At 45.2% G+C, this 25,064-nt stretch carries 22 protein-coding genes; 6 read left to right on the top strand and 16 right to left on the bottom strand.

Annotated elements, in window-relative coordinates; all coding sequences use genetic code 11:
- Window positions 1-52 precede the first annotated feature (52 nt).
- The 3 genes from B2W36_RS12540 to B2W36_RS12530 all read right to left on the bottom strand — a co-directional run bounded on the left by B2W36_RS12540 (window position 53) and on the right by B2W36_RS12530 (window position 2,623).
- Entirely contained in the window at window positions 53-430 is a 378-nt protein-coding gene (locus B2W36_RS12540) for a response regulator (protein ID WP_293887995.1), read from the bottom strand.
- Between the two features lie 206 nt (window positions 431-636).
- Window positions 637-1,719 carry a PAS domain-containing sensor histidine kinase gene (locus tag B2W36_RS12535; RefSeq protein ID WP_293887994.1) on the bottom strand — a complete coding sequence of 361 codons (1,083 nt, stop codon included), beginning with the start codon at window positions 1,717-1,719 and terminating at the stop codon, window positions 637-639.
- 253 nt (window positions 1,720-1,972) lie between these two features.
- Complete coding sequence (locus B2W36_RS12530; RefSeq protein WP_293887992.1) at window positions 1,973-2,623, bottom strand: transcriptional regulator; 651 nt, start codon at window positions 2,621-2,623, stop codon at window positions 1,973-1,975.
- Window positions 2,624-2,953: 330 nt separating this feature from the next.
- Here B2W36_RS12530 and B2W36_RS12525 point away from each other — a divergent pair, with 330 nt between their 5' ends.
- From B2W36_RS12525 to B2W36_RS12515, 3 genes are all read left to right on the top strand, one after another.
- Complete coding sequence (locus B2W36_RS12525) at window positions 2,954-3,949, top strand: aldo/keto reductase (RefSeq protein WP_293887990.1); 996 nt, start codon at window positions 2,954-2,956, stop codon at window positions 3,947-3,949.
- 109 nt (window positions 3,950-4,058) lie between these two features.
- Window positions 4,059-4,988 carry a helix-turn-helix domain-containing protein gene (locus B2W36_RS12520; protein WP_293884477.1) on the top strand — a complete coding sequence of 310 codons (930 nt, stop codon included), beginning with the start codon at window positions 4,059-4,061 and terminating at the stop codon, window positions 4,986-4,988.
- Between the two features lie 107 nt (window positions 4,989-5,095).
- The gene (locus tag B2W36_RS12515; RefSeq protein WP_293887989.1) at window positions 5,096-6,157 is read left to right on the top strand and encodes a fatty acid desaturase family protein; all 1,062 of its coding nucleotides are present in this window, start codon (window positions 5,096-5,098) and stop codon (window positions 6,155-6,157) included.
- Between the two features lie 5 nt (window positions 6,158-6,162).
- Here B2W36_RS12515 and B2W36_RS12510 read toward each other — a convergent pair whose 3' ends face one another.
- Window positions 6,163-7,131 (bottom strand): helix-turn-helix transcriptional regulator, encoded by a 969-nt coding sequence (locus B2W36_RS12510; protein ID WP_293887987.1) that lies wholly within the window; start codon window positions 7,129-7,131, stop codon window positions 6,163-6,165.
- Window positions 7,132-7,217: 86 nt separating this feature from the next.
- Between B2W36_RS12510 and B2W36_RS12505 the strand changes: the two genes are divergently transcribed.
- Entirely contained in the window at window positions 7,218-8,390 is a 1,173-nt protein-coding gene (locus B2W36_RS12505; protein ID WP_293887985.1) for an FAD-dependent oxidoreductase, read from the top strand.
- Between the two features lie 101 nt (window positions 8,391-8,491).
- Here the strand turns inward: B2W36_RS12505 and B2W36_RS12500 are convergent, their stop codons facing one another.
- Window positions 8,492-8,935: a hypothetical protein gene (locus B2W36_RS12500; RefSeq protein WP_209581170.1), complete on the bottom strand. Its 444-nt coding sequence runs from the start codon at window positions 8,933-8,935 to the stop codon at window positions 8,492-8,494.
- Window positions 8,936-9,173: 238 nt separating this feature from the next.
- Between B2W36_RS12500 and B2W36_RS12495 the strand changes: the two genes are divergently transcribed.
- Complete coding sequence (locus B2W36_RS12495; protein WP_293887982.1) at window positions 9,174-10,184, top strand: S41 family peptidase; 1,011 nt, start codon at window positions 9,174-9,176, stop codon at window positions 10,182-10,184.
- Here B2W36_RS12495 and B2W36_RS12490 read toward each other — a convergent pair whose 3' ends face one another.
- The 8 genes from B2W36_RS12490 to B2W36_RS12455 all read right to left on the bottom strand — a co-directional run bounded on the left by B2W36_RS12490 (window position 10,185) and on the right by B2W36_RS12455 (window position 20,669).
- Window positions 10,185-11,087 (bottom strand): helix-turn-helix domain-containing protein, encoded by a 903-nt coding sequence (locus tag B2W36_RS12490; protein ID WP_293887981.1) that lies wholly within the window; start codon window positions 11,085-11,087, stop codon window positions 10,185-10,187.
- Window positions 11,088-11,152: 65 nt separating this feature from the next.
- Window positions 11,153-12,001, bottom strand: coding sequence for an SDR family NAD(P)-dependent oxidoreductase (locus B2W36_RS12485; RefSeq protein ID WP_293887979.1), 849 nt, complete (start codon window positions 11,999-12,001; stop codon window positions 11,153-11,155).
- Window positions 12,002-12,170: 169 nt separating this feature from the next.
- Complete coding sequence (locus B2W36_RS12480; protein WP_293887977.1) at window positions 12,171-12,431, bottom strand: hypothetical protein; 261 nt, start codon at window positions 12,429-12,431, stop codon at window positions 12,171-12,173.
- 268 nt (window positions 12,432-12,699) lie between these two features.
- On the bottom strand, window positions 12,700-14,268 hold the full coding sequence (locus B2W36_RS12475; RefSeq protein ID WP_293887976.1) for a PAS domain-containing sensor histidine kinase: 1,569 nt from the start codon (window positions 14,266-14,268) through the stop codon (window positions 12,700-12,702).
- A 167-nt stretch (window positions 14,269-14,435) separates the two neighbouring features.
- The gene (locus B2W36_RS12470; RefSeq protein WP_293887974.1) at window positions 14,436-15,545 is read right to left on the bottom strand and encodes an efflux RND transporter periplasmic adaptor subunit; all 1,110 of its coding nucleotides are present in this window, start codon (window positions 15,543-15,545) and stop codon (window positions 14,436-14,438) included.
- A 111-nt stretch (window positions 15,546-15,656) separates the two neighbouring features.
- Window positions 15,657-18,830: an efflux RND transporter permease subunit gene (locus B2W36_RS12465; RefSeq protein ID WP_293887972.1), complete on the bottom strand. Its 3,174-nt coding sequence runs from the start codon at window positions 18,828-18,830 to the stop codon at window positions 15,657-15,659.
- Between the two features lie 6 nt (window positions 18,831-18,836).
- Complete coding sequence (locus B2W36_RS12460) at window positions 18,837-20,225, bottom strand: TolC family protein (protein ID WP_293887970.1); 1,389 nt, start codon at window positions 20,223-20,225, stop codon at window positions 18,837-18,839.
- A 78-nt stretch (window positions 20,226-20,303) separates the two neighbouring features.
- Window positions 20,304-20,669, bottom strand: coding sequence for a hypothetical protein (locus tag B2W36_RS12455; RefSeq protein ID WP_293887968.1), 366 nt, complete (start codon window positions 20,667-20,669; stop codon window positions 20,304-20,306).
- Window positions 20,670-20,942: 273 nt separating this feature from the next.
- Here B2W36_RS12455 and B2W36_RS12450 point away from each other — a divergent pair, with 273 nt between their 5' ends.
- On the top strand, window positions 20,943-21,551 hold the full coding sequence (locus tag B2W36_RS12450; protein ID WP_293887966.1) for a flavin reductase family protein: 609 nt from the start codon (window positions 20,943-20,945) through the stop codon (window positions 21,549-21,551).
- Window positions 21,552-21,629: 78 nt separating this feature from the next.
- On the opposite strand, the gene B2W36_RS12445 is transcribed toward B2W36_RS12450, so the two are convergent.
- From B2W36_RS12445 to B2W36_RS12435, 3 genes are read right to left on the bottom strand one after another with little or no spacing between them, the layout of a single operon-like run.
- Window positions 21,630-22,523 (bottom strand): S1 family peptidase, encoded by an 894-nt coding sequence (locus B2W36_RS12445; protein ID WP_293887964.1) that lies wholly within the window; start codon window positions 22,521-22,523, stop codon window positions 21,630-21,632.
- A 49-nt stretch (window positions 22,524-22,572) separates the two neighbouring features.
- Window positions 22,573-23,655: a thioredoxin family protein gene (locus B2W36_RS12440; RefSeq protein WP_293887962.1), complete on the bottom strand. Its 1,083-nt coding sequence runs from the start codon at window positions 23,653-23,655 to the stop codon at window positions 22,573-22,575.
- A 30-nt stretch (window positions 23,656-23,685) separates the two neighbouring features.
- The gene (locus B2W36_RS12435) at window positions 23,686-25,029 is read right to left on the bottom strand and encodes a TlpA family protein disulfide reductase (RefSeq protein WP_293887961.1); all 1,344 of its coding nucleotides are present in this window, start codon (window positions 25,027-25,029) and stop codon (window positions 23,686-23,688) included.
- Window positions 25,030-25,064: the final 35 nt, after the last annotated feature.

Below are 25,064 nucleotides of genomic sequence, written 5' to 3'. Positions count from 1 at the left end.
GCATCGTTTTTCATGTCGGCAAATCGACCACAGCACTTTCATTACATGCTGATCAAGCTGTCGAGCGACATGTCATTTTTGTACATTTCTCAAGCTGATAGTATAGCTCATTTAAGTCCAAAGGTTTTGGTAAAAAGCTATCCGCACCCCATGCCTTTGCCGACTCACTATCCGCCGGATTGGCAGACATCATGATCACCGGAATAGTTTTGACGGTTTTAGAAAAAAGACTTTGCAAGATTAGATTACCGTCAAACTGCCAATGCATTTCTGCGCTCATGAGCACGATGTCGGGATGAATGCTTTCAACTGCACCTATCAGTTTTTTTGATTGGGAAACGGTATACACCTCATACTTATCCGTTAAAACCAATGAAAGAGCCTCCAATACCATTGAGCTCTCATCGCAAACTATTATTTTTCTTTTCATCTTTTTCCATCTTTAAATGAACAGAAAAAGGAAGTCCTTTTTCCGTTCATTTAAATCAGAACTTGCATTCAACAACAATAGTTTTAAATAAATGAAAATAGATATGCAGCCTTTAAACGCCACGTTAAAGTCGTTTTATAAAGCTTCAATGCCCATCAAAAGTTAGATGCATGTATAGCGGATGTCTCTATTGAAGAGCCGATGACCTACTTGTTATAAGGGAGTGTAAAAGAGATATCGGTACCCGGTCCCTCCTTTTCAAGAATCTTGATCTGGCCACCGTGCCGCAATATGATATCGGCGCATAAAAACAATCCAATACCAAGTCCTTCGATATGCCCCTCACGATTGGCCCGATAAAACTTCTCAAATACTTTTTTCCGATCTTCTGATTTTATGCCCATACCCAGATCACTCACCACGATGGATACTTCATCCCGAAGGGCTACCGCCTTGATATGCACGGGCGATTTTCCGTCGCTATACTTAATCGCATTATTGATCAGGTTGGTGATGACCTGTCCAATACGATATCCGTCAGCCTGCAGAAAGACATCCTGTTCAGGTATATGCACTTGTATATCACTTTCAGGGAACACCAGTCCAGCGTTTTGGCTTATTTCAAGGATGAGTTGTGATAGGTTTATTTCGGTCTTATCCAATGTAATGCCCCTGGCCATAACCATCACAGGTGCAACCATTTCATTGAGCAATCGGTTGATACGCTCGGTGGCTTTAAGCGCATTGTGAATCAGTTTATTCGATAGCGTATCTTCTTGTGCTTCCAATTTCCTTTCCAGCATCTGCAGTGTTCCTTTCACAGATGACAGCGGAGTCTTGATTTCATGCATGGCAATACTCAACATTTCGTCGCGCAAAATTTCCAGTTCTTTCTTTTCGGTAATATCAAGCGTTGTTCCCGATATGACCTGCGGATAACCGGCCTCGTCATAAGTGACCCATCCACGCGCCTCAATCCAATGTATGCTATTATCGCTATGACGTACGCGGTACTGCGCGTTATAGGGAATTTGGAGTTCAATAGACCGGGCCACGCAATCTTGCATCGCTTCTAGGTCTTCTTCTACGATACAGCCCAGCATATCACTGTAACTAAACTCCTTCGTCGTGTCCCACCCAAAATTTCTTTTGCACTGATCCGTGCAAGACATATAATTTTTTTCTACCAAGCTTACTTCCCAAAAGCCCATACGAGCTTGTTCAAGCGCCTGAGCGAGATGTTTTTGGGATACTGTAAAAGTAGAATCCGCACCATACAAGTTAATCATACAGTTGAATAAAGTTAGCGGCCCTTATGAACCGCGGTAAAGGTACAAATTTATAATATTATTAGTATTACAATTTTTATAACAGATGAATTCCTACAAAAGTTGGCACCTTTATCGGGCTTTGACGACCCTCTTAATTAGCCACTGCCACGAGCGAAGTGGGTCGTGTTCCAATGTAAAATAGCCTATACTAAAAAAGCCGAACCCGGGGTTCGGCCATTATTTTAGCTAGCAAATTGCTGAGCAAATCCTTTTAGTTAGACGCCGGATATGTCGGTGCAGGGTAATCCCGGTCGACATGCATTTGATCGATTAAAATTTCACGGATCAGATGACGCATCCGGATATCATCGACAGCAATTTTAACGATCTTATTGTTGTAATAGGTATCACTTTCAAATTCAAGCTCAATCTTCTTGGCAAATGCGGGCGCTATCGATTTATAGTTAAGTACGAGCTCCGTTTCCTTGTCTGCTATTTTTTTTAGGGTCAACGTCCAGGTTACCCCGTACTCCGGAGAGAAGAAAATCTTTCTTGGCGGTGGCACTTTCAATTTTTTATCCTTTAACGTATAGGTATGCAAGATATGAATACTCGGTTTTGAAACGTCCTTTGCCGCTTCAGCGACTAGTTTATTAAACTTCTTTTCGTCGTCCACCACAGTTTCGATACTTAAACCCTGTTCTTCAATTTCAAAGGTAGCCGTCGTATCGGTTGCTGCAAGCGGTGTGACCTGTATTTTGCTATCTCCGTTCCTGCCGGATATGTCGGAAACCGCTTCCTTCACACGGTCAAACCCTGCGGGTATGCGCTGCGGGAGCAGTTTAGTCTTTACTATTTGCGCCTGTACATTTCCTACTACCGCCGCTAGAAGAAGCAGTATACAACAATATTTTCTCATCATGATTATTTAAATTATCCATTGAAGCCTATCATGCGCTCAATTTTGATGTAATTTAAGCGTTTTTATGATCGATTTGTTTAGCGATTTAATATTTACCTGCAGCCGTTTACAATTCGTCATCGCTGTGCCGACATTCGTTGCCGTACGGTCGCCTCGTTCTGCCTATCCATCAACGAGATCCCTTAGTTGCTCTGATCACCTGAGCGCGTACGAAAAGGTATACGGGCAAGTATACCTTACGATCCGTAATTCGGTTACATTATTCTGTAATTGGGGTAAGTGGCCAACGGGTCTTGCACCGTAATTTTGAGTAACAAAAAAAAGCAGCAAATGAAAACAAGAAAACTAGGCAGCCAAGGGCTCGAAATTCCAATGATAGGGCTCGGCTGTATGGGGATGAGCAGTTTTGCGTCCACCGGCGATATTTACGGCAAGGCCGACGAAAAAGAATCTATTGCGACCATCCATCGATCCTTAGCACTGGGCGGCAACTTTTTGGATACTGCCGATCTCTACGGTCCTTTTGAAAACGAAAAGCTTATCGCCAAAGCCATCAAGGGTAAGCGGAATGAGTTTATCATCGCCAGCAAATTCGGCTTTGAGATTGATGCCAGCGGCCAAGTGACCTGGCGTATCAATGGCCGGCCAGATTATATCCAAAAGTCAATCGAACGCTCCCTTAAAAACCTCGATACCGACGTAATTGATCTATACTATATGCACCGGCCTGATCCAAATGTGCCTATTGAGGAAACTGTCGGTGCCATGGCCGAACTGGTCAAAGCCGGCAAAGTCCGGTACCTGGGCATCTCAGAAGTCAGTGCCGAGCAAATAAAAAAAGCACATGCGACCTTTCCGATTACGGCGGTGCAGAATGAAATTTCCCTATTCGGACGTGAGGTAGAAACCAACGGCGTATACGAACTCACACAAGCGCAGGGCATCGGCCTCGTCGCCTACTCCCCCTTGGGCCGCGGATTTATTACCGGACAGATCAAGTCGCCGGACGATATTCCAGCAGATGATTTTCGCAGACTTATTCCACGCTTCCAGGGCGAACAGTTTTACAAAAACGTGGCGCTCGTGCGCGAGCTTGAACAAATCGGCATGGAAAAACAAGTTACTCCGTCCCAGCTGGCCCTTTCCTGGCTCATCCAAAAAGACATTGTGCCCATACCTGGCACAAAAAAGGTACGCTATCTGGAACAGAATATCGCAGCGACCGAAATCCTGTTGACTCCCGAAGAGCTACAGCGCATTGAGGCTATTCTACCCGTAGGGCTCGATACCGGATCGCGCGATGTCAGCATACCGCTGCAATCCTAGAAAATATAAATGTCATGTTTGCCCAAAGCGCATGACATTTTACTTAAATTAGCGTATCATACACTAGGCAATACGACCATGTCAACGATATTTAATAGGCCATACGAACATGTCAAAAAAAGAACCAGCATTCGTTAAGATAAATAGCATCGCGGAATATCATGAGGCATTGCAGTTGCCCAAACCGCAGCACCCGCTTTTCAGTATCACCGATTTCTCGCAGAACAAGCATACACATCCCTCGGTAGAAACCACGTTTCTACTCAATCTCTACTGTATTTCAGTCAAAGAAGATGCGCAGTGCATGTTGCGCTATGGCCCCCATCACTACGACTTTCGGGAGGGCCTAATGACCTTCTTTAAGCCCGGTCAGGCCATTACTGTAGATCCGACGAGCTCCGATGTCAAAGTCGGCTATTCGGTTGTTTTCCACCCAGATTTTATCCGTACCTATGAGCTGGTAAACAACATCGGTAGCTATAGTTTTTTCGACTATGAGGTCAATGAAGCACTTTTCCTATCCGAAAAGGAAAAGCAGCAGATCAGAACGATCGGAAAGGGTATTTTGAGCGAATATGAAGGCACCATTGACAGCTACAGCCAAGATGCTATTGTCAGTCATATAGCGTTGTTACTGGTGTATTCACAGCGCTTTTATGACCGTCAGTTTATCACCCGTAAAGCACACAATATACCATTGGTTAGCCGGTTTGAGCAGTTGCTCGATGAATACTTTGACGCCGGCACACAACACACCGGCCTTCCGCAGGTAGGGTATTTTGCGGAACGTTTGAATATGTCAAAAAACTATTTAAGCGATCTCCTGCGGGCGCAAACCGGTGAGAGCGCACAGAACCACATCCAGCATAAGATCATCGAAAAAGCAAAAAATCTGCTTTCACGCTCTCAGCTTTCTGTCGCCGAAATCGCCTATCAGCTCGGATTTGAACAGCCACAGTCCCTCAATCGATTATTTAAAAAGAAAACATCGGTCTCCCCACTTGAATTTAGGAGAACGATAAGCTTTAACAATCTTTAACTTTATTATTATAATCAATCGAATAAATTAGCGTACCTTTATGCCAATTCAATCACTCAAGATCGGATTATAAAAAAAGAAAGAATATCTCTCCCGTAAAAAGTCAAATGTCCCAGTCAGTAAAATTCAGCAATGTAAATACATTGTTCTCTAAAACCCTAAAACAAAAAATCAATACTTATTTTCAAACTTCGCTGCAACCCAAAACGGGGAATCGTAAAATTTACCTGAAGGCCGCTATCCTGCTCGTCAGCTTTATAGTGTTATATGGGCTGCTCGTATTCGCGCCCCTGCACTGGAGCGTTGCAATCGTATTATGCCTTATTTTTGGTATCAACCTCGCTGCTATTGGCTTTAATATCATGCATGATGCGGGGCACAATTCTTTTTCAGACAACAAACGCCTCAATACATTACTATCCTACTCGCTCAATCTATTGGGCGGTAATATCTACTTTTGGAAACTCAAACATAATATCGCCCACCATACCTACACCAATATCGATGGCGAAGACCACGATATTGAGGTTAAATTTATGCGTATACATCACGACCAGAAACTGTGTAAGCACCATCGCTATCAACGGTTTTACTTTCCGTTGCTCTATGGAATTTCCTATTTGGCATGGATCTTTTACCAGGATTATGAGAAGTATTTTCGTGGCCGTATGGGCGATAAAATTGAGCGATTTCATTTTCCACTCAGCGAACGTATTATTTTCTGGGTTAGTAAGCTTGTTCACTTCAGCTTATTTGTCATTATTCCGGTGATCTTCGTAGGATGGCTGCCCACGCTTATCGGACTGCTGATCTCAGGTACGGTTTGTGGCATGAGTCTGGCCACCGTATTTCAACTGGCCCATGTAGTTGAGGAGACCGAATTCAAAACCATTGACCAGTCTAAGGTCGAAGAAGAATGGATGATCCACCAGATCCAGTCCACCGCAAATTTTGCTACCCGCAACAAGGTACTTACCTGGTTGCTTGGCGGACTCAATTTTCAGGTTGAGCATCATCTTTTTCCAAAAATCAGCCACGTGCATTATCCCGCACTCAACCGCATCGTCAAGCAGACCTGTAGCGAGTATAAAATAAAATACAACGAATTCCGTAGCTTTGGCACTGCCTTTAGGTCGCATTTAAAAGTCCTGGAAGCCATGTCAAAATAGGCTCATTACGTATTGTACTGTTTTTTAGATCCGGAGGAAGTACGCTTGTGCAGCTGCATCCATTTTTTCGGTTTAGATCCGAAATGGCTTTCGAATAATCTGCCAAAATAACTTAAGTTGCTAAATCCTAAGCGGTACCCAGTTTCAGAAACAGATAATAACTCGTCCCTTAAAAGCCGTCCAGCCTCCTGCATACGCAGACGCTGATAATAAGGATACATTCCCATACCGAAAACCTGTGTAAAAAGCTTACGAAGTTTAATGACATTCATACCACTTATTTTCACTAATTCTTCCTGAAGAAAAGGCCGGTCCATGTAGTTCGCTAGCTGATCCCTCACCCGATAGATCGATTCGAGTTCATATTTTGTCAATTGCTGATGAGTGACCTGCGTTCTGGCAGACAGGTTTTTAAACAGATGAAAGAGTAACTCGAGTGATTTTAACCTATAAAAGGCATCAGAAAGCGGTTCACCACAGCTAGACTTCGCTATCTCATTGGCAATTGCCGCTATTTCTGGCGACATAAATTCTTCAATCCAGAGCGTTTTATCGTTATCAAACAGATAATCGAATGTGCGGTGTGCTTTTCCAATGAAACTTTTTAAATAATCGAGACTCACCAGAATGGTTACCTGCTGGATATTGACGGCTTTTGGAAATGTCAACTCGGTTGCCACATGTAAGGGTACGATGCGGACATGTGGTTGTACCTGCGGAGTTGAGGGCGAATGAATGATATTCTGAAACGAAATGGATACCCCATTTTCGATGATTTTGATCGGCTCCCTTCGAAAGCAAAAGGTTTGCTTGGCCACTACCGAACGAATCATAAGCAGCATTTCGGGCAACAGATCGACCATCTTAAGCTCATTTAGTTCGAGCATTTCCAATTCGGATCTGTCGGGCGATAGCGAAACGCCCAAGCGATCCACCCAGTAGCTCATTTCTTCATTTTTAGCGACACTACTCATTTTATTGGACTAATTTTGCTTTTTATTGAACTATTTTAGCCTTAAAAGTATGCATAAATTTGCATTAATCCTTACAAATAAAAGCAATGAAAAAACATATCTTAGTTACCGGTGCCGGAATTGCCGGCTTGACCGCAGCAAATTTCTTGGCGCAACAAGGTCATTGTGTCACGCTAGTTGATCGCTCACCTTCATTAAGCAAGGCCGGATTTCTTATTTCCCTAAAGAGCTTCGGTGTTAAAATCATGGACGAGCTCGGGCTTAGCGGGGCGCTACAGGCAGCATCATCCCCTTCCGAGACAGTCGATTTTGTTGAAACCAATGACAGCGTTATCCAGCACATCGCTTATGACAAAATGAATGAAAACATCGAACGCTCCGTATTGATATCGCGGGGCGGATTGCACCAGGTATTGTACGAGGCCATCAAAAACGATGTCCATATCCTATTTGACACCACGGTGGTACAAGTCAATGAAAAGGAAGACTATGCAGAAGTCGAGCTCTCAAACGGGAGTACGCTGTGTGTCGATTTAATTATCGTGTCGGAAGGACTGCGTTCCGCTACTCGGCAGCAGTATTTTGACAATGTACAATTTGAGGATTTCAATATGCTGTACGTAGGCGGCAAATTAAGGCAACATCACCACAAGAAAGTTGGTGCTTTTAAAATCTATATTGATGTAGACAAGATGCTGTCGATCTATCCCATCGCAGAAGATGAGATAGCCATCCAGTGCTATTTACGCAGTTTTGAAGACCTCAAAACGTTGAGAAACAGCGCACCGTCCATTCTTAAAAATGCATTTGGAAGTTACAATGCTGAAGTAAACCATTTGCTGGACAGCTTATTGGATGAAGGTTTATTTTTCATCGACAAAATGGGCATGGTACATACGTCAAACCTGGTCAATGGCAGGATGGTGTTGCTGGGAGATGCAGGCTATTGTCCTACAGCGCTATCGGGCATGGGCGCTTCACTGTCTATTTACGGGGCTAAAGCTTTGGCTCATTATATCGCTCTGGAGCCCGATGACCTGCCGTCCGCCTGTCAAAAATACAACCACCTGATGCAGCCTGTTATCACAAAGTTTCAGGGCAATGCGAAGAATAATGCCTTAGCTTTCTTACCCGAAAATGCCTTTCATCTCGAGAAATTTGTTGCGAACTTTCGAAATGCCAGTTTCAGCGATGTCCAGAAAATAATGACAGATCCGATTGTACTGACGAAGGATCAGGAAAATTTTGTGTTAGACTAACGATTATGCTTTGCCTCTTCGGCCATAAAACTGTTCATCAATTCATCACGTTATGCGCAGCGTACTACCCCCTGTGCATAACGCGATGAAATTGTTTATTATTATTTCTTTCCCATGGCCTTCATCGCCATTCCAGCCGCTATTCCGCCGATTACATACCATGCAACGGTCATTAACTTGGTACGATCGGTCTTTTTTATTGGCTCGGCGTTCAGTCCGGCCTGTTCTGGGATAGTCAATGTCGCTACGCCCACCAAAGTACCCAGCAGTGCCCCTTTGAGCAGCAGGTTGTTCTGACTGCCATATCCGATAAGCGTATACAGCATCGCATTCGATGCGACATCGGCCCCAAAGGTGGCTGCGACCAATGCATTACCTTTTGGCGGTTTAAAACCCGCAAATCGCACCGTTTTTTTCATCGCCTCCTCACCCACTTTATCCACTTCAGGAGCTTTGGAGTCAAACCTTTTGGCAGCACTATGGACTACATTGAGTACGAGCGCACCGAGCAATCCGCCTAACATATTTTTATTCAATCCATTCATATTTTGCTATTTATGTTTTCAATCTTATCGTTACGATTTATCTACAGTTCTTTTGAGAACACCAGACGGCCATAAATAGTTCAATCGAATCACTTCAGCATTCCATTCTACAAGTTAACCCCCTTGCTTTCTCCCGTCGGGGAAAACCAGTAGCACGCGAAATGCGCACTAAGGCTGTAAAATGATTGCGCGTAATTTCTTATATTTAGCGCTTTATGATATAATTTCATTGTTGCATATGATCCGGTTTTCTCTAGTCCATATTTTAGTATTTTTCTATATTTCCTCCTTTGCCCAAACGTTTAAAATTGACAGCATCAAATCATTTGTGGACACTTCCATTAGCCTGATCCGATCGAATGCTATCGATACCTCCAACATCAACCTGATCGAAAGCCTCTTGTATAACAAAGCAAAAGATCTCGATGCAGTTTCTGACCTTGCTCCTTTGTACACAGGGGTCTTTGAACTGCTCAAGGATCATCACGGGTCTCTCAAATACAAGGCTAGAACCTACAGCTGGGACAGGCCTGAGCGGCCTGAGAGTGCTTATCTGAAAGCAAAGTTAAAAACAGAAAAAGCGGTGGTCAGCCAGATCATTGATCATACAATAGCCTACCTCAGGATACCTGGCAACAATGACTTTGCATTTAAGAAAGTCGACAGCATTGCCAATGATCTCACAGCCCATATCAATAAACTATCCACTGCAAAAATAAAAGCATGGATCATCGACTTAAGAATAAATACCGGCGGCAATATGTATCCTATTTTCTTGGGTTTGCAGGAGTTTATCTGTGATCAAAACATTATTTTCGGAGGTTTTAGAAATGCACAAGGCCTATCGTCCGGACAATGGGAAATCAGGGATGGCCACATGCGTATTGACGGCATTGAACTGCTTAGGCAGGTACAATTAAAAAAACCATTAAAAAAAGATATTCCCCTGATTATACTTACGAGTTGCTACACCGCCAGCGCTGGTGAAATGACGGCTATATCGTTAATCGGAAGAAAAAACACGTATATCGTTGGTGAACCAACGGCTGACTATACGACCGCTGTGCAGGGCTTCACGATCAGCAAGGAAGCTGGAATAAATCTTTCCACCGACTATGTCGTTGACAGAAATTCAAAGATTTACACCGGAAATATCCTGCCTGATGTTGAAGTTTTGCAAGGCGATAATTTTGAAAATCTCAAGAGAGACAAGAAAATCCTAAAAGCACTGGAACTACTCAACAAATAATCAATCCATTTCCCGAAAGCGGAGCGGTGTCATCTGCATCTTTTTTTTGAAGAAATTACTGAAATGAGTAGCCTCTTTAAAACCTAACGAATAAGCGATTTCGGAAACATTCCATTCCGTATGCCGCAGCAATATTTTGGCCTCCTGCAGCAGACGGTCGGCAATAATCGTGGAGGTTGTTTTTTCGGTGGTTTCCTTGACGGCGCGGTTTAGGTGATTAACATGGACGGCGAGCTGTGCTGCAAATTCCGAGGGCGAGCGAAAGACGATCCGTTGGCGCGCATCCTCAATCGGAAACTGACGCGCTAAGAGTTCCAGAAACATATGGGTTATCCGTTGAGATGCATTTGCTTGCTTCTTTGCCACTTTAGAAGCCGTCTGCATGCCGTGCGTATAATGAAGCAGATCAAACACAAGATTTCTCAGCAGATCGTATTTATGTACATACTCCGAATCTAAGGCATCCTGCATCTTCCTATACACCTGCTTAATATCTTCCAGTTGTCCATCCGTCAGCTCAAATACGGGTAAGGCGTTGGGTTTAAACACTTCGTAGTCGTTGAGGTAACCAAAATGATGAAAGAACGATGCCGTAAACACACAAAAGAATCCCGATTTATAATCGTCAATCCATTCAAATTTGTAAGGGATCTGCGGATTGGTAAAAAACAAGGCCTGCTTTTTTATTTCAATCACCTTGTCGGCATAATGTATTCTGTTTTTACCAACAATTAGGGTGATCTTATAATAATCTTTTCGACTATACACCACTGGCTTCGTATGCTTCCCTATATATTCATCAATTGTAAAGACATTGAAATGCCCTACCCCATGCTGGATATCCTCCGGAATACGTTCAAATTTAGATTGGTAAAATTCCTCGAGCGACTGCAATTTTTCCATGTGTTGAAGATACGAAAATCAAATAAGATGTGGTCACTGATAATGACAACGTCTCTAATTGTCGCTTAAGAGATTTCGTTAAAATCAGTCGCATAAGAAATAAGCTTATTATTTTCCAGCTCTTCCGAAAGTAACTTGATTTTTTCCGTTGCCCTTTTGTAGGCATCGCTTCCAAGGTAGAGGCGCACAGGCGGATTGGGATGCGCTGCCAGATCAATAAAAACCTGAGCCAGCAGTTCGGGATTGCCGATCTGTGTCCCGTTCATCGCTGCATATCTCTGATGCGAGGTCCTCACCGCGCTGTAGCCATCAATTTTCTTTTGGGCCAAAACAAGTGAACTATCTTGCAGAAACTCGGTGCGGAAAGCTCCCGGCGCCACCAGCGTCACCTTCACGCCAAACTCCTTTACATCTTCTGCCATGACTTCTGATAGTCCTGTTACCGCATATTTTGTGGCAGCATACATTGCCCAGCCAGTTCCCGGGGCAAAACCCGCAATAGAAGAAACATTAATGATGTTGCCCGACCGCTGCTGCCTAAAGTAAGGCATAACGGACTGCATCGTTTTGATGACAGCCATGACGTTAATGTCAAAACTATCTTTGATTTCATCCTGATCTATTTCTTCAACCGCTCCCCCGATGCCGTAGCCTGCATTATTCACCAAAACGTCAATTTTACCAAACTGAGCAACGGTACGTGCAACAGCTTCAGGGATCGCTTTCTCACGTGTCAAATCCACTTCCAGAGGTAAAAAATGCGCCACGTCAACACGTCCTACTGCGTCGATTAATGCCTGCAATTTTCGACTTGTTGCTGCTACGCGATAGCCCTTTTCAACCAGTTTTTTTACCAACGACAGTCCGATACCTTTGGACCCTCCCGTTATAAACCATACTTTATTTGTCTCCATATCAATTTAATTATAGGACAAAGTTAGCACATCGATCAACGGCGGTAGTAACTAAATAGAAACAATAGCTGACGAAAATCAAACAATTACAACAAATTGCCTCAAGGTTGGCCAAATGGCACAATTCCTTGATTGTCTACAGGAAAATGAGGCACGATTAAATATGGGTTTAAAGGCGGTACCGAAGCGATAGGTTACGCCAGATCTCGGTAGCAAAGTGCTGATCGGAATGCATATTTTCAAAAAACCAGCTGTCGCCTTTTTTAACTAATTTTTGGTCAATTCCATCCAGCAAAATTGGCAGCTCCGTATCGAGCTTTGATAAAGACTTTTTTAACAATACCAACTGGTAATCCTGTCCTTTGTAGGTTAAACGGAACACCTGCGAACGGTGATGCTCGCTGTCTATCCTGTCTATTGTGCCTTGCATAAATATAAATCTTCTAAAAATTTTAAACCATAGCCATTACGACCAAACGAATGCGATTAACGTTTGAATATCGATAAATAATCGTGCCAAAAGTGCTCAGAATTATTATAAAAATGATTGATTAGGCGTCCGCCTAAGGAGTGTAGCCAAAATTCCCAGAAGCTTAAAGTAATAGAAGTTTAAAGCAACAGAGGCTTAAAGCAGTAGAAGCTTAAAGTCCTGGCAGATTAAGGCAATAGAAGCTTAAAGCAATAGAGCGCCAAAAATGCTAGAACGGCAAGGTGAACCAAAATGTAGCTCCCTGGCCCAGCTCACTATCCACACCGATGGTACCACCGTGATTCTTGATAATATCTGCACAGATATAAAGCCCCAAACCGAGACCCGAAAATTTTTGTCCCTGATAGTCTGCCCGATAGTATCTCTCGAAGAGTTGAGCGCGTTTTTGCTCGGGTATACCGGGTCCATCATCCTTAACACTTATCATCATCTCCTTCTCATCGAGCTTATTTGCTTTGATAGCGATATCTGATTCTGGTGCATACTTAATAGCATTATTGATCAAATTAACCATAACCTGTCCGATCTGCTGCATATCAGCAGTAACACGTTCATGTAGATCGCCTCCGAAGGTGATTTTTCTTGTTAGTTGATGATTAAAATTAGCGCGACACTGTTCGAACAAATCGGAAAGTACAAAAGGCTTTTTATCTAATTTCAGATGCCCCTTTTCCAGTCTTCTTGTATCGAGCAGCTCGTCGATTAGAACCGTCAGCCTATTGAGGCTTTGCACCGATTGATCAACAAGTTTAACTTTAATTTCTTCAGACAACTCCATGCTTTTCTTTTGAAGCATATATAATGACCCCTTGAGTGCAGTGACCGGGGTTTTGAGTTCGTGACTGGCTATACTGATAAAATCGTCTTTACTTTGCGTGACGAGCCGTCTTTCGGTCACGTCCATAAAGGTTCCTATCCCCCCAGTGAGCACCCCTTTCTCATCGAACATGGGTGCAGCATTGATCGAAAGATATATGATATCTCCATCTGGCGGTTTTACGGCAATCTCATGATCGGTGACCGGCTTTTGGGTCTGCATCATGATTGACATTGGATGCTCCTCGGAGGGGAGCGGCGTTCCGTCGATACGCAGATTCTGCCATTGTGGATCATCGTAGGTACGCTTTTTAATGTCTTTCTCTTTCAAACCCAAAATGCGCTGAGCCATCGGATTGGCATACACCATTTGACCTGCGGCATCAGTAACACCGACACCTTCTGCCATCGTTTCCAATATAGACCTAAGCCGTCGCTCGCTCTCCCTTAGATTCCTTTCTAAGGATTCATTCGCTTTAATCGTTTGCTCCAAATGTTTAATCGCATCAGCGTGTAGGCTTTCGCCATCTTTCAGCAGTATCTTTTCTGCCGTCGAATGCGCATCGTGGCTGCGCCAATTCAGCTTATTTACCCGCTGCAAAATACAAGAGACTTTACCGGCTTTATCTACGATAGGCTGATAGGTATACTCATCATATAATGGGGTCGTTTCGCCATGCACCGCTGGGGCCGAGTGCACACCACAAGCCACAACTTCTTTTCCCGAATGCCAGCTTTCCCGCAGAAGCGCCAGGATCGAATTACCCTTCAGCCCAGGGAATACCACCTCCAATTTCTTTCCAAATACCGATTCATCTTTGTTCCATATTTTGAGCATTGCGTTGTTCGCAAACTGGAGGCAGAGGTCCTCACCTGTATAAATTGCCATTGGATCACCGGATTGCTGTAGTATTGTGAGAAGAGCATCGTTGCCCAATGCCGAGAGAAATTGAATCATCATTAGAAATCTTAACGGTGTTAAAGGTATGAAATTAAAAATCGGGGCGCGTATGCTGTGGGTGAAAAATATCCGAAATTCCTGTTCCAACGCGCTAACCCGGATTTATATGATCAAAAGTTTGAAAGGCCTTTCGGAGGCCTTTCAAATTACTAAATCACACCGTATACTTACTCTTCCAAAGGCAGTTTGACCCCCTCTTTTATTTCGTCATTGGCATGCAGCAAGATTTGATCACTCCTATTCAGCTTTCCAAAAACTTCGGTCGAATCATGTGTGGACACCCCCTCTTTAATATCCACAAAATGAGTTTTGCCGTCTATCAGCTGAATTACGTACTGCCTTTCTGTCGAACGTACAATACTATTGGAGGGTACCAATAACGAATTCGCTCCGGCAGATAAGGGAATATCCACCTCACAGTATAACCCCGGCTTGAGTCTGTTATCCGAGTTGGGCACATCCACCTCTATGGCTTCGGACTGCATCGCACCCAAAGAATTTGCCGAACGCGCAATCATCCCTTCAAATACCTTATTCGGTGTATTATTAAAACGATAGGTCACTTTCTTCGAGAGATCCACTTTATCGACATAAGTCTCGGGGATCTGTACTTCCAACCGGAGTTTATTGAGATCCTGCAAGATCAATAGCGGTTGATCATTCCCTTTTCCCGGTCCTACGAGCGCACCTTCGGAGACGTTACGCTGCACAATCACCCCATTGAAAGGCGCTTTGATATTCAAGTAAGACTGCAGCATCTCAACCTCCTCCACATTTGCTTTTTCCGACATGGCAACCGCTTCGTCCGCTTTCATCTTCGATAACGCATTGTCGAGATCAAGGGGCGACACTGCTCCCTCCTCCTGCGCTGCATTTTTAAGCCTTTTATATTTATCCTTACTCGCCGAAGCCGTTTCCTGAGCCTGTACAAAGCGGGAATGCGCCGCTTGCACCGCGGCCAACATTTCGGGTGCCTCCAACTGCATCAGCAGCTGTCCCTTTTTTACAAGGGTTCCTCTATCCACATAGATATGCTTCACAAAACTGTTCATCTTGGCATAGATATTTACCTCGTTAAAGGGTTTGAGTTTGCCGGGCAGGCGTACACTGCTCGACATTACTTTTTCTTGTATTACGGTGGTCTGGTAGGTACTGGCTTTAGCCGGATTTTTCGGCGTCAGATCAATCGGCTTTTCGGTGTTACCACAAGCCGAAAGTAAGCTTGCCAGCACGAGTATAAAGCCTGTTTTTTTTATCCGTTCTATTTTATTGTTCATGATTTGGTATTTTCTTTAAGGCATGCGCGCCGCATTCAATCAGCCCGCATACCTTTGGCGTTTTTATCTTTAATACTATTCTCTTCCTTTGCAATCCCCTTGCGGCCTTTATCATCGCAGTTCCTGCGGATGGGTTTCGATGGATAAAGACCCATGATCGGGCTCGTCCTGCGGCAACAGGGATTCGGAATCAAACGATGATTTTTCCTTCATCCACACAAACAGCAGCGGCAATACAAAAAGGGCGGCAAAGGTCGATGCAAACAGCCCGCCGATAACGGCTCTGCCCAGCGGGGCAGCCTGTTCGCCTGTTTCACCCATGCCCATGGCCATGGGAATCATGCCGGCAATCATGGCCATACTGGTCATCAGGATGGGACGCAGCCGTGTGGTTGCACTGGCCAAAGCCGCTGTACGGGCATTGCGAAAGTCGAGCCGCAGCGTTTCAGCATTGGACACGATCAGGATCGCATTGGCGACCGACACCCCCGTAGACATAATCATGCCCATGTAAGACTGCAGGTTGAGTGTAGACCCTGTGAGCAAAAGCATGGCCAGCGAGCCCAATATTACGGCTGGAATAGTCACCAAGGCCGTCAGCGAAAGCTTGACACTTTGGTAATTGGCGGCCAGCAGCAGAAAGATCACAACAACAGCACAGGCCAGACCGAGCTGCAGACTGCCCATGGTCTCGAGCAACAGTGTCGACATCCCCTTCATTTCCACCATAACACCGCGCGGCGGCGCCGGAAGCTCGCGAATCGCCTGCTGCACATCGGCCGTTGCTGTACCCAGGTCCTTTTGATGAATATTGGCCATCACTGTCAAATACCGCCTTGGCCCCTGCCGGTCATACTCTCCCGGTACATATTGGGTATTGAACGTGGCAATATCTCCCAAGGTGGGCGTGAGCTGCCCTTTTACCAGCGGAATCTCCCGCAGTTCGTCCATGGTATTCATCACATATTCCGGTACCTGCACCTGTACCTGATACGTATAGGTATTGTTTTCGTCGAGCCATTGGATCTTTTGCGTAAATCGGCTGGACGAGGTACTCGCAGTTACCGATCGCGCAATATCATCCATCTGCAGACCAAGCTGTGAGGCTTTGAGCCGGTCGATGGCAATGGCAATCGTCGGCAAGCGTAGTGGCTGCGCAATCTGCACATCGCGCAGATAGTCGATATGCCGCAGTGAGCTGACCACTTTATCGGCATAGACCTTTAGTTCGTCCATTTTCTTTCCGGCAACGCGCACTTCGATCGGTGTTGCCGCCCCCTGGCTCATAATCTTTTCGGTCATATCAATAGGCTCAAAATTGAGTCGCAATTTGGGCAGTTTAAAGTGGATGTTACGCCGTAAGGCATCTTTAAGCTCATCCATATTGACATGATAATCCGCATTGAGGTTCACCTGGATCACCGCCTCATGCGTCCCGGTATTAAATACATACAGGTTACTGACCCCATAACTGCTGGGTACCAGACCGACGTAGGCCGAACTGATGGCAACCTGGTGGTTTACCGTGCTATCGATTACTTGGAGCACCTGCTTGACGGACTCTTCGGTACGTTCGAGCCTAGTGCCATCCGGTTCCTTGATGCGCAACTGAAACTGCCCATTGTTGACCTTGGGCATCATATCCTTGCCGATATACATAAATGCTGCCGCTGCAAGAGCGACCGTGAGCAGCAGATAACCGACAATCACTTTGCCCTTATGCCGCATGGACCGATACAGGCCAAAGCGATACCGCTTTTTGATCTTATCGAAAAATCCAGGCGAATCCGACTGGAAATGACCAATGTGATGCTCTTTGAGCAGCCAGTTGGATAGAATGGGTACCAGCGTCTGCGCCATGAAATAAGAAGCGATCATGGTCAATCCGATGGACAAAGAGAGCGGCAGAAACATCGCCCGCGGTATGCCCGTCATCATAAAGGAAGGTGCAAATACGGCCAAAATACAAAACAGGATTAAAAGCAATGGTACCGCAATTTCCTGACAGGCCTGATAGATGGCCTTACGCTTGTGTGCCCCTTGTTCCTGATGCTGATGAATGCTTTCGATGGTCACCGTGGCCTGATCGACCAGAATACCGATGGCCAGTGCCAATCCGCTCAAGGTCATAATATTAATGGTCTGGCCAAACAAGGTGAGCAGCAGTACGCCGATCAGAATGGACACCGGTATGGTTACAATGACGATGAGGCTGCTTCGCCAGTCGCGCAGAAACAAGAGTACCATCAGGCCGGTAAGCAAAGCACCGAGCCCACCTTCGTGCAAAAGACTCTGCACCGAATTCATTACGGCCACGGACTGGTCAAACTCATAAGACACCTTGACATCCTCCGGCAGCAGATTCTGGATTTCGGGCAATTTGGCTTTGAGGTTGCTCACCACGGCCCAGGTAGATGCATCCGAGGTCTTGACGGCAGGAATATAAACCGAGCGCCGCCCGTTGATCAGGGCGTAACTTACGGTCACGTCCGAAGCATCCGATACCCGTGCCACATCTTTGATGTAAATCGGAATCCCATTTTTTGTGAGAATAGGGATATCGGCGAAGTCGGCCACATTCTTGATCAATGAATTGATGGTGGTTACGTACATCGTATTATTGAGGTGCAGGTTACCCGATGGCGACATCACGTTGAATTTGGACAAGGCCATCACCACCTCATCTGCGGTGAGGTTGTAGCTCCGCAGTTTATTGGGGTCTACATTCACCGTGATCGTTCTGGAGTTGGCGCCGAAGGGCGGCGGTGCCGAGAGTCCCGGTACCGACGAAAACGTGGGCCGTACCAGCGTGCTCGCCATATCGTAGATCTCTTTGAGGCTTCTGGTTTTCGACGAAAGAACCAGCTGCCCCACCGGTAGTGAAGAGGCATCAAAACGGACCACCTGTGGTGGCAAGGCTCCAGGCGGGAAAAACTTCATGGCCCGGTTTACCTGCAGCGCCACCTGCGCCGAGGCCTCGGCCATATCGGTGTTTTCGTAAAAACTAAGTTTCAGGAGGGTGAGGCCCTGAATATTTTTGGCGGATATATTCTTGATTCCATTTACATACAGAAACTGATCCTGCATCCGCGAGGAGAAGAAACCTTCCATTTGCTGCGGGGACATTCCGCCGTATGATTCGATGACGTAAATTGTTGGCGAATTGAGCTGCGGAAAGATATCTATCGGTATTTTCAGTACAGCGAGCACCGAAAAGAGCAACAGGCTCAACGTGATGATCACCGTGGTAATGGGCCTTCGTAAAGCAGCTGTGACTAGTGACATAAGTGATTAGTTAAAAAGTTGAAGAAAGCCATCGACATTGTTCTGTGCCACCACCTGGTGAAACAATGCCAGGTAATAATTGTACTTGGCCGTGATGTAATCGCGCTCTGCCTGATAGAGCATGTTCTGGGCTACGTTAACCTCCACGATATCGATGAGACCGTTTTTGTAGAGGGAAAACTTCTGACGGTAGGCGGCATTTGCAGCCTTGGTCTGACGCGGTATTTCCTTGAGCCGTCTTCCGGCAGTTTCCACTTCGGCGGCCGACTGTGCGATATTCATGGCAATGTTGGCCTGTTGTTCCTGTAGTTTCTGGCCCGCCTCATCCACCATAAGGCGCTGCGTATTGAGTTTTACCTTTTTGCGGCGCAGGTCGAATAGGTTGTAGTTGATGCCCAGGCCAACGAGGTAATTGCCACGCTGCAAGCCAAAGCCATCGGTGAGCGATCCATAGCTATTGTCGCTATTGACACTGGAAGCCCTTCCCCAGACTGCGCCGGAGAGGAACAGCTTGGGGCGGTAGCTGCTGGCAACCAGCTTTTCTTCCATCTTGGTCTTATCGAACAACGCATTATAATAGGCGACCATCGGATGCTGGCGGCCACCGTCGAGTTCAATGGGTGCATTCTTTACCTGCTCGAAAAGAATCTTTTCGGCCGTGGTATCGGCTACAATCTGAGTTGGCGATATTCCCGCCAGCGTGGCCAGCTGGATCTGCAACTGCTGCTGCTGATTGTCCAGCTCAATGAGGCTAAGCTGGCTCCGCGATATTTCGGCATCGGCCATACTGGTATCTACCCCCGCCCGGATACCACTTTTGACGAGTGCAAATATCGATTGGCGGATTTCCTGGTTACGGGCGATGCTGCGCGACTGAATACCGATCAGGTCGTGCAGCTTTAATAATTGCAGGTAACTATAGATGGTAAAAGACTGTAAGTCGTATTTAGACTGATCAAAACGGCGGTTTTCGACGTTTACCTCCGACTGGGCGAGTGCGTCCTGGGCGTTGAATTGACCAAAGTTATACAGTTCCCACTGGAAGGCTGCGATGCCAAGATTGCTGCTCACCGCCTGATACTTATTATCGGCGCGGATACCGCCATTGTTGGTCGGCACGAGGCCAAATCCGAAGTAAGGCCCCGGTACATTATTATTGGATCCGACATCTGCCTGATACGACAGCTGTAGGCTTGGCAGACGGTTATTTTTCACTTCGGCGGCACGGGCCTGCTGTACCTGTGTACGCACGTAGTCGGTCCGCAAAGAGGGCGCATGCTGCGTTACCGAAGCGAGCAGTTCGTTGAGTTTGATAGGCACATGACGCTCCTGACCGTAGCCCAATAGGCTACAGCAGAGCAGCACATGCCCCATAAGGACAAGTTTCTGAAACATATAAAAAGCTTATTTTAAATAAATGAATGTCTGTAGTCCCACGGGGAACCATTGCATACGATTAAAATGGCTTTTTTATCATAAGGTGAGCTGGAGATTACGCAGGTAAAGCCGTTCTAGCGGCAATATGTTAGACAGGAAGTGCCCGGTAGAAAACGCGTCGAAATTTGGAACAAAAGTGTTAAAAAAATGAGTGATGAAAAACTCCTTCACTTTGGCCACAAAGTGGCGGACGGGCGATAGCGTCAGGCACACACCATCCTTTGCATCCACCCAGTCCAAATATTCCTGTTTGCGTTTACTAAAGGCTTTGATAACGGTGATAAACTCATTCTCGCCCTGCGTTTTTGCCTGATGGTAGAGTGAAAAGCCGATCAAAGGCTTCACACCAAGCATCATGGCACTCACAAGTAAGAGAAATTGAACGATGACTCGTCTTAACATAGGCTTTATTATTACTATCGCATGCAATTTGATCTGCATCTGCCACAAATATAAAAAATGGAGCATTACGCGCGTGTAACATTGCCATAGCAAAAGTTTTTGTAAACATGATGTTGCAATCGATGTTTTAGTATATTTATGCATCAGTTTAAAGGTGATGACCTGCTGCAGCTAAAAGATAGCAATCTTATGCCATACCAGCTTTCTGTAGCTTCCTATTCAGGGGCTGCTAGACAGGATCGCTAACAATCGAACACAAAGCATTTATACACGATGATTTATACTAAAAACGCAATCGACGCATTTGAGCGAAGATACAGGGCCAATTTTATCAATTCACTGGGCGGGTTTAAAAGCCTGGTTCTCATAGGTACCAAGAACAGCGACGGAAGTGAAAATTTAGCTACGTTCAGTAGCTTATTCCACCTGGGCGCAGATCCTGCACTTTGTGGTATTATCGTTCGGCCGGCCACTCCCTTTAGCAGTACATTGGATAATATTGTTGAACAGCAGTATTATACCATCAATCATGTTTCACCAGCTTTTGTAAAACAGGCGCATCAGTGCAGCGCCAAATATCCAAAAGGGGTGAGCGAATTTGAACAGGTCGGACTCAACCCCGAATACCTGGAAAACATTCCGGCTCCTTTTGTGCGCGAAAGTACCCTAAAATTTGCCTGCAAATTTGTGCAGCAAACAGCCATTGAACTCAACGGTACGACCTTGGTCATTGGGCAGATCACAACCGTGCTGGTGCCGGATACTTATGTCAAGGAAGATGGCTATATTGATATCGAAGAAGCAGGCACAGTCACCAGCAGCGGGCTCGACAGCTATCATACCACCAACCGGATTGAACGGCTGCCTTATGCAAAGCCCTGATTTAGCGGTATATTGATGTGATACAACGCAGGCATGGTTAAAAAGGGGCCAACGTATTTCTACCTGGCCCCTCAATAATTATAACGGTGACACTATTTTCCGCAGCGACTCTACGGGGACCGTGTTTTTGACGACCATCTGTACACTCGGATTCATATCGCTGTGCAACAGCATGTTTGTATTGGAAACCGTTCCGACGACATTGCCGCAGATATCCAACACCGGGCCGCCACTGGAGCCCGTTGCATAGTCGGCCGAAATGGCCATCATTTCGCGGTACACCCTATTGTTCGGTTCGCCGGTCTGTTCTAGATATTTGTTATTGACATAGCCCTGTGAAAAATAATAGTGCATACCCTTCGGATGCCCGAGCACATAGACCTTATCCCCTACTTCTGCACGTGCTGCCAACGGCAGGGCCGGCAACGCTTCACCTTGAGTATCCAATTGCAAAATCGCAAGATCGTCTATTTTTGAAGAACCTAGTATAGATTTTACATTATACGTTTTTCCGTCAGAAAGACGCACATAGAATCCTTTGGGCTTGTTGCCATCTTCCATGAAAGCATAGGTCGCCATCACGTGATAATTTGTGACAACGATGCCTTTAGGATCAATGATATACCCCGAAGATTCGCTAAGGTGCACCTTATCGCACTTAGGACAAAGATAAGCGCAGCCCGTTATGACAGTTGCCTGCTTAGCCAATTTGTAGAGTTCATTACTCTTTAGTATTCGCTTTAAAGGTTTTACAGCATTAATTTTAACGCTACCTCCTCCTTCCTTCAGCTGTTGTTGTGCCAGCTCGCTGGACAACGAGCCACCCAATGCAAGCAACGAATCGACAGCATGTTCGTACCCGGCTAGTATTTTTGCATCATTTGTAAAAACTTGCGCTTTCCCTTTTCCAACGGTCAATCCAGCAGCCACAATAACCGCAACCAGATATTTTCCAATATTTTTGTTACCCATATCCTATATATGCTATACATTCTCCGCGCAGCAACTGCGCGGAGCTGGTTTATTTAATATTATCAGTATATTCTTGATACTGCATCGATTCCTTTTTGAGTCGGTTAGCCTGGTTCTGAAAATACGCTTTGATAGCGGCATGTTGCTCTGGAGTAGCTTTTTTCAGCTTACTCGACAGAATACCATCAAAAATACCTTTAAAAACATCATCAGAGCGCAATCGACCGATGTATCGGTTGTAGTAGCGGATCAGGCCATCCAGGTCATTATTTGCAACATACAGTGCCACCTTGGGCATATGGTGTTCGGGCACACTTGGATCCAACTTTAACAGAGCGAGGGTATAGGCAACCTCCTCCACTTCTTTTGGGGTATAAGCTATATTGAAGCGCGCGCCGTTTTCATTGGCAATAAAATACATGTCCTTTCTGACTTTATCAAAGATGATTCTATTGGCCACTTCCGAACCTATTGCCTGGTCTATCCGTACTTTTTCCAGCATCAATTTCTTAAAAAACGGACTGCCAAATTTGGTGGTGCCCAAGGCCAGTTCGAGGTAGTTTTTGCTAAAGCGCTCAAAATCCTGTGAGTTTTCAAATAATTCGTCCAGCACCGGACCCGGATCCTGTGAATTTTGGTATAACGCCAAAGCATAAGGCATCCCGGTCTCCATGCTCTTTTTTCCCTCATAAGCAGCTTTTATACCCGGAAGCGAATTTTTAGGATCAAGCGCCACAGTCACTTTTTCTATAAACTCCTCCGCTGTCGATTTACCCACTACCCTATTCAATTCTTGCCCTTTGGCATTGAGCAGCAGAAAAGTCGGGTACGCTTTAACATTATACTTTTGTGCGATCTCTTTTCCTTCCCCCTTCTCCATATCAAATTTTACGGATACAAATTTGGGATTGAAATAATCACCGGCCACTTTTTTGGGAAATTCGGTTGAAGCCATTTCGATGCACGGAATGCACCAGGACGTATAACAATCGACCAAAATCAGTTTTGGATCTGCAGGATTAGACGCTTTGGAAATGGCCTCATTTAAGGTGAGGTGCTCAAAATTAATTCCCTGTGCGGATACTGTCACCTGCCACAACAAGCAGCACGTGAATAGAAACGCTGTATACATTTTAGTCATTTTATTTCGGTAAAGATAATTTTAAAGATTTGACTCGATTAGTGTTTTCAATTTTGGATCAGAAGGCCTCGGCGCATTGAAATTGACCGTTTTACCGTTCTTGTCAAACACAATGTAACGCGGAATTTCAGTAACTTCATAATCCTGCATAAAGCGCGGCTCACTGTTTGAAAAAAGCTGAACACCAGACAGTTGCTTTTGTTTGACCATATTCTGCCATTTAGCCTTGTCCGTATCCAACGATAAACTAATAAAAACAACATCTTTTCCCTGAAATTCTTTCTCTAATTTTTCAAGTGCCGGCACCTCCGCCAGACAAGGGGCGCACCAGGTTGCCCATAGATCCAGCAACACGACCTTTCCAAGGTTTTCGGAAAGACTGTGCATCTTCCCATTGACATCAGGGTAAGAAAAATCAATCCACGATCCGCCGGCAACCTGCAAGTTGGCACGACGAAGCAACAGCGCCAATTCCTTTTTCTGCTTATCATTCATCATATATTTACTATTCCCCTCCAAAAACTTGACGAGACTTTGAGTCGTCCCGCGTTGCGCATGTGCCAACACAAAGTTGGCCCGAAGTGGGTTATCTGTAATTTCCGGAACGAGCATCTCAGCTGCAATTCCTTGCTTATTATCATAAAGAATGTATTTTACAAAACTTAAATTGATCATATAATGATATGCCATGGGCAGCGACCATAGATTTGCATCGGCATATTTTTCTTCTTGGACCAATTGAGCTACCTGGGCAGGATATTCGTTTTTGGATCTAAAGGAAAGACCTGTAGCCAAGGGCATCAATACGTCAAACTTGTAACTGTAGGGAAGTAAATATTTGACTTGCTTATCGAAGCTATCGTTGCCTGTACGAATATTTTTCACAAAATCCTGTACCGGTTTCTCCAATGAATCAAGCAGAGAAACATAGCCATCAGGAGGTAGCGTATACCCTTTTTTTGTATAGCCGTAATTTCTTAACGGTGCAATAAGCTTATACCAAGCTGCAAAAACCTGATTTTCTTTGCTCAAGTTGCCCGAATAATTTATTTTACCATCACCGGCTTCTATCGTTAACTTTTCACCGGGCTTTAGGTAAACGGGATATTGCTCCTCGAACACGCCAACATACCGGATCACATTCAGGTCTGCCGGTTTAAGCGCTGCCTGAAAGGTCTGATCAGTCTTTGATTTTAGCATTTCTTCCACCGTCATTAGCCCCCCATCGTCCGGTTTGGAGAAAAATACCCGATCGACATCTACACCATTCGGCAATATTTTACTAAACTTTCCCCCTATTGTCGTCTGCGCAGCAAGCGATGTCGAAAGTGTAACACCCAACATTAACATTACGATGTTTCTCATTTTATTTGTTTTTTTGTTCATTTTTAAAAATTGCT

The organism is Sphingobacterium sp. UBA3549 (genome assembly GCF_002376635.1).
In the GTDB taxonomy this organism is placed as follows: domain Bacteria; phylum Bacteroidota; class Bacteroidia; order Sphingobacteriales; family Sphingobacteriaceae; genus Sphingobacterium.
The sequence above is the reverse complement of the archived record's forward strand: the minus strand, read 5'-3'. Positions and strand labels throughout refer to the sequence as shown.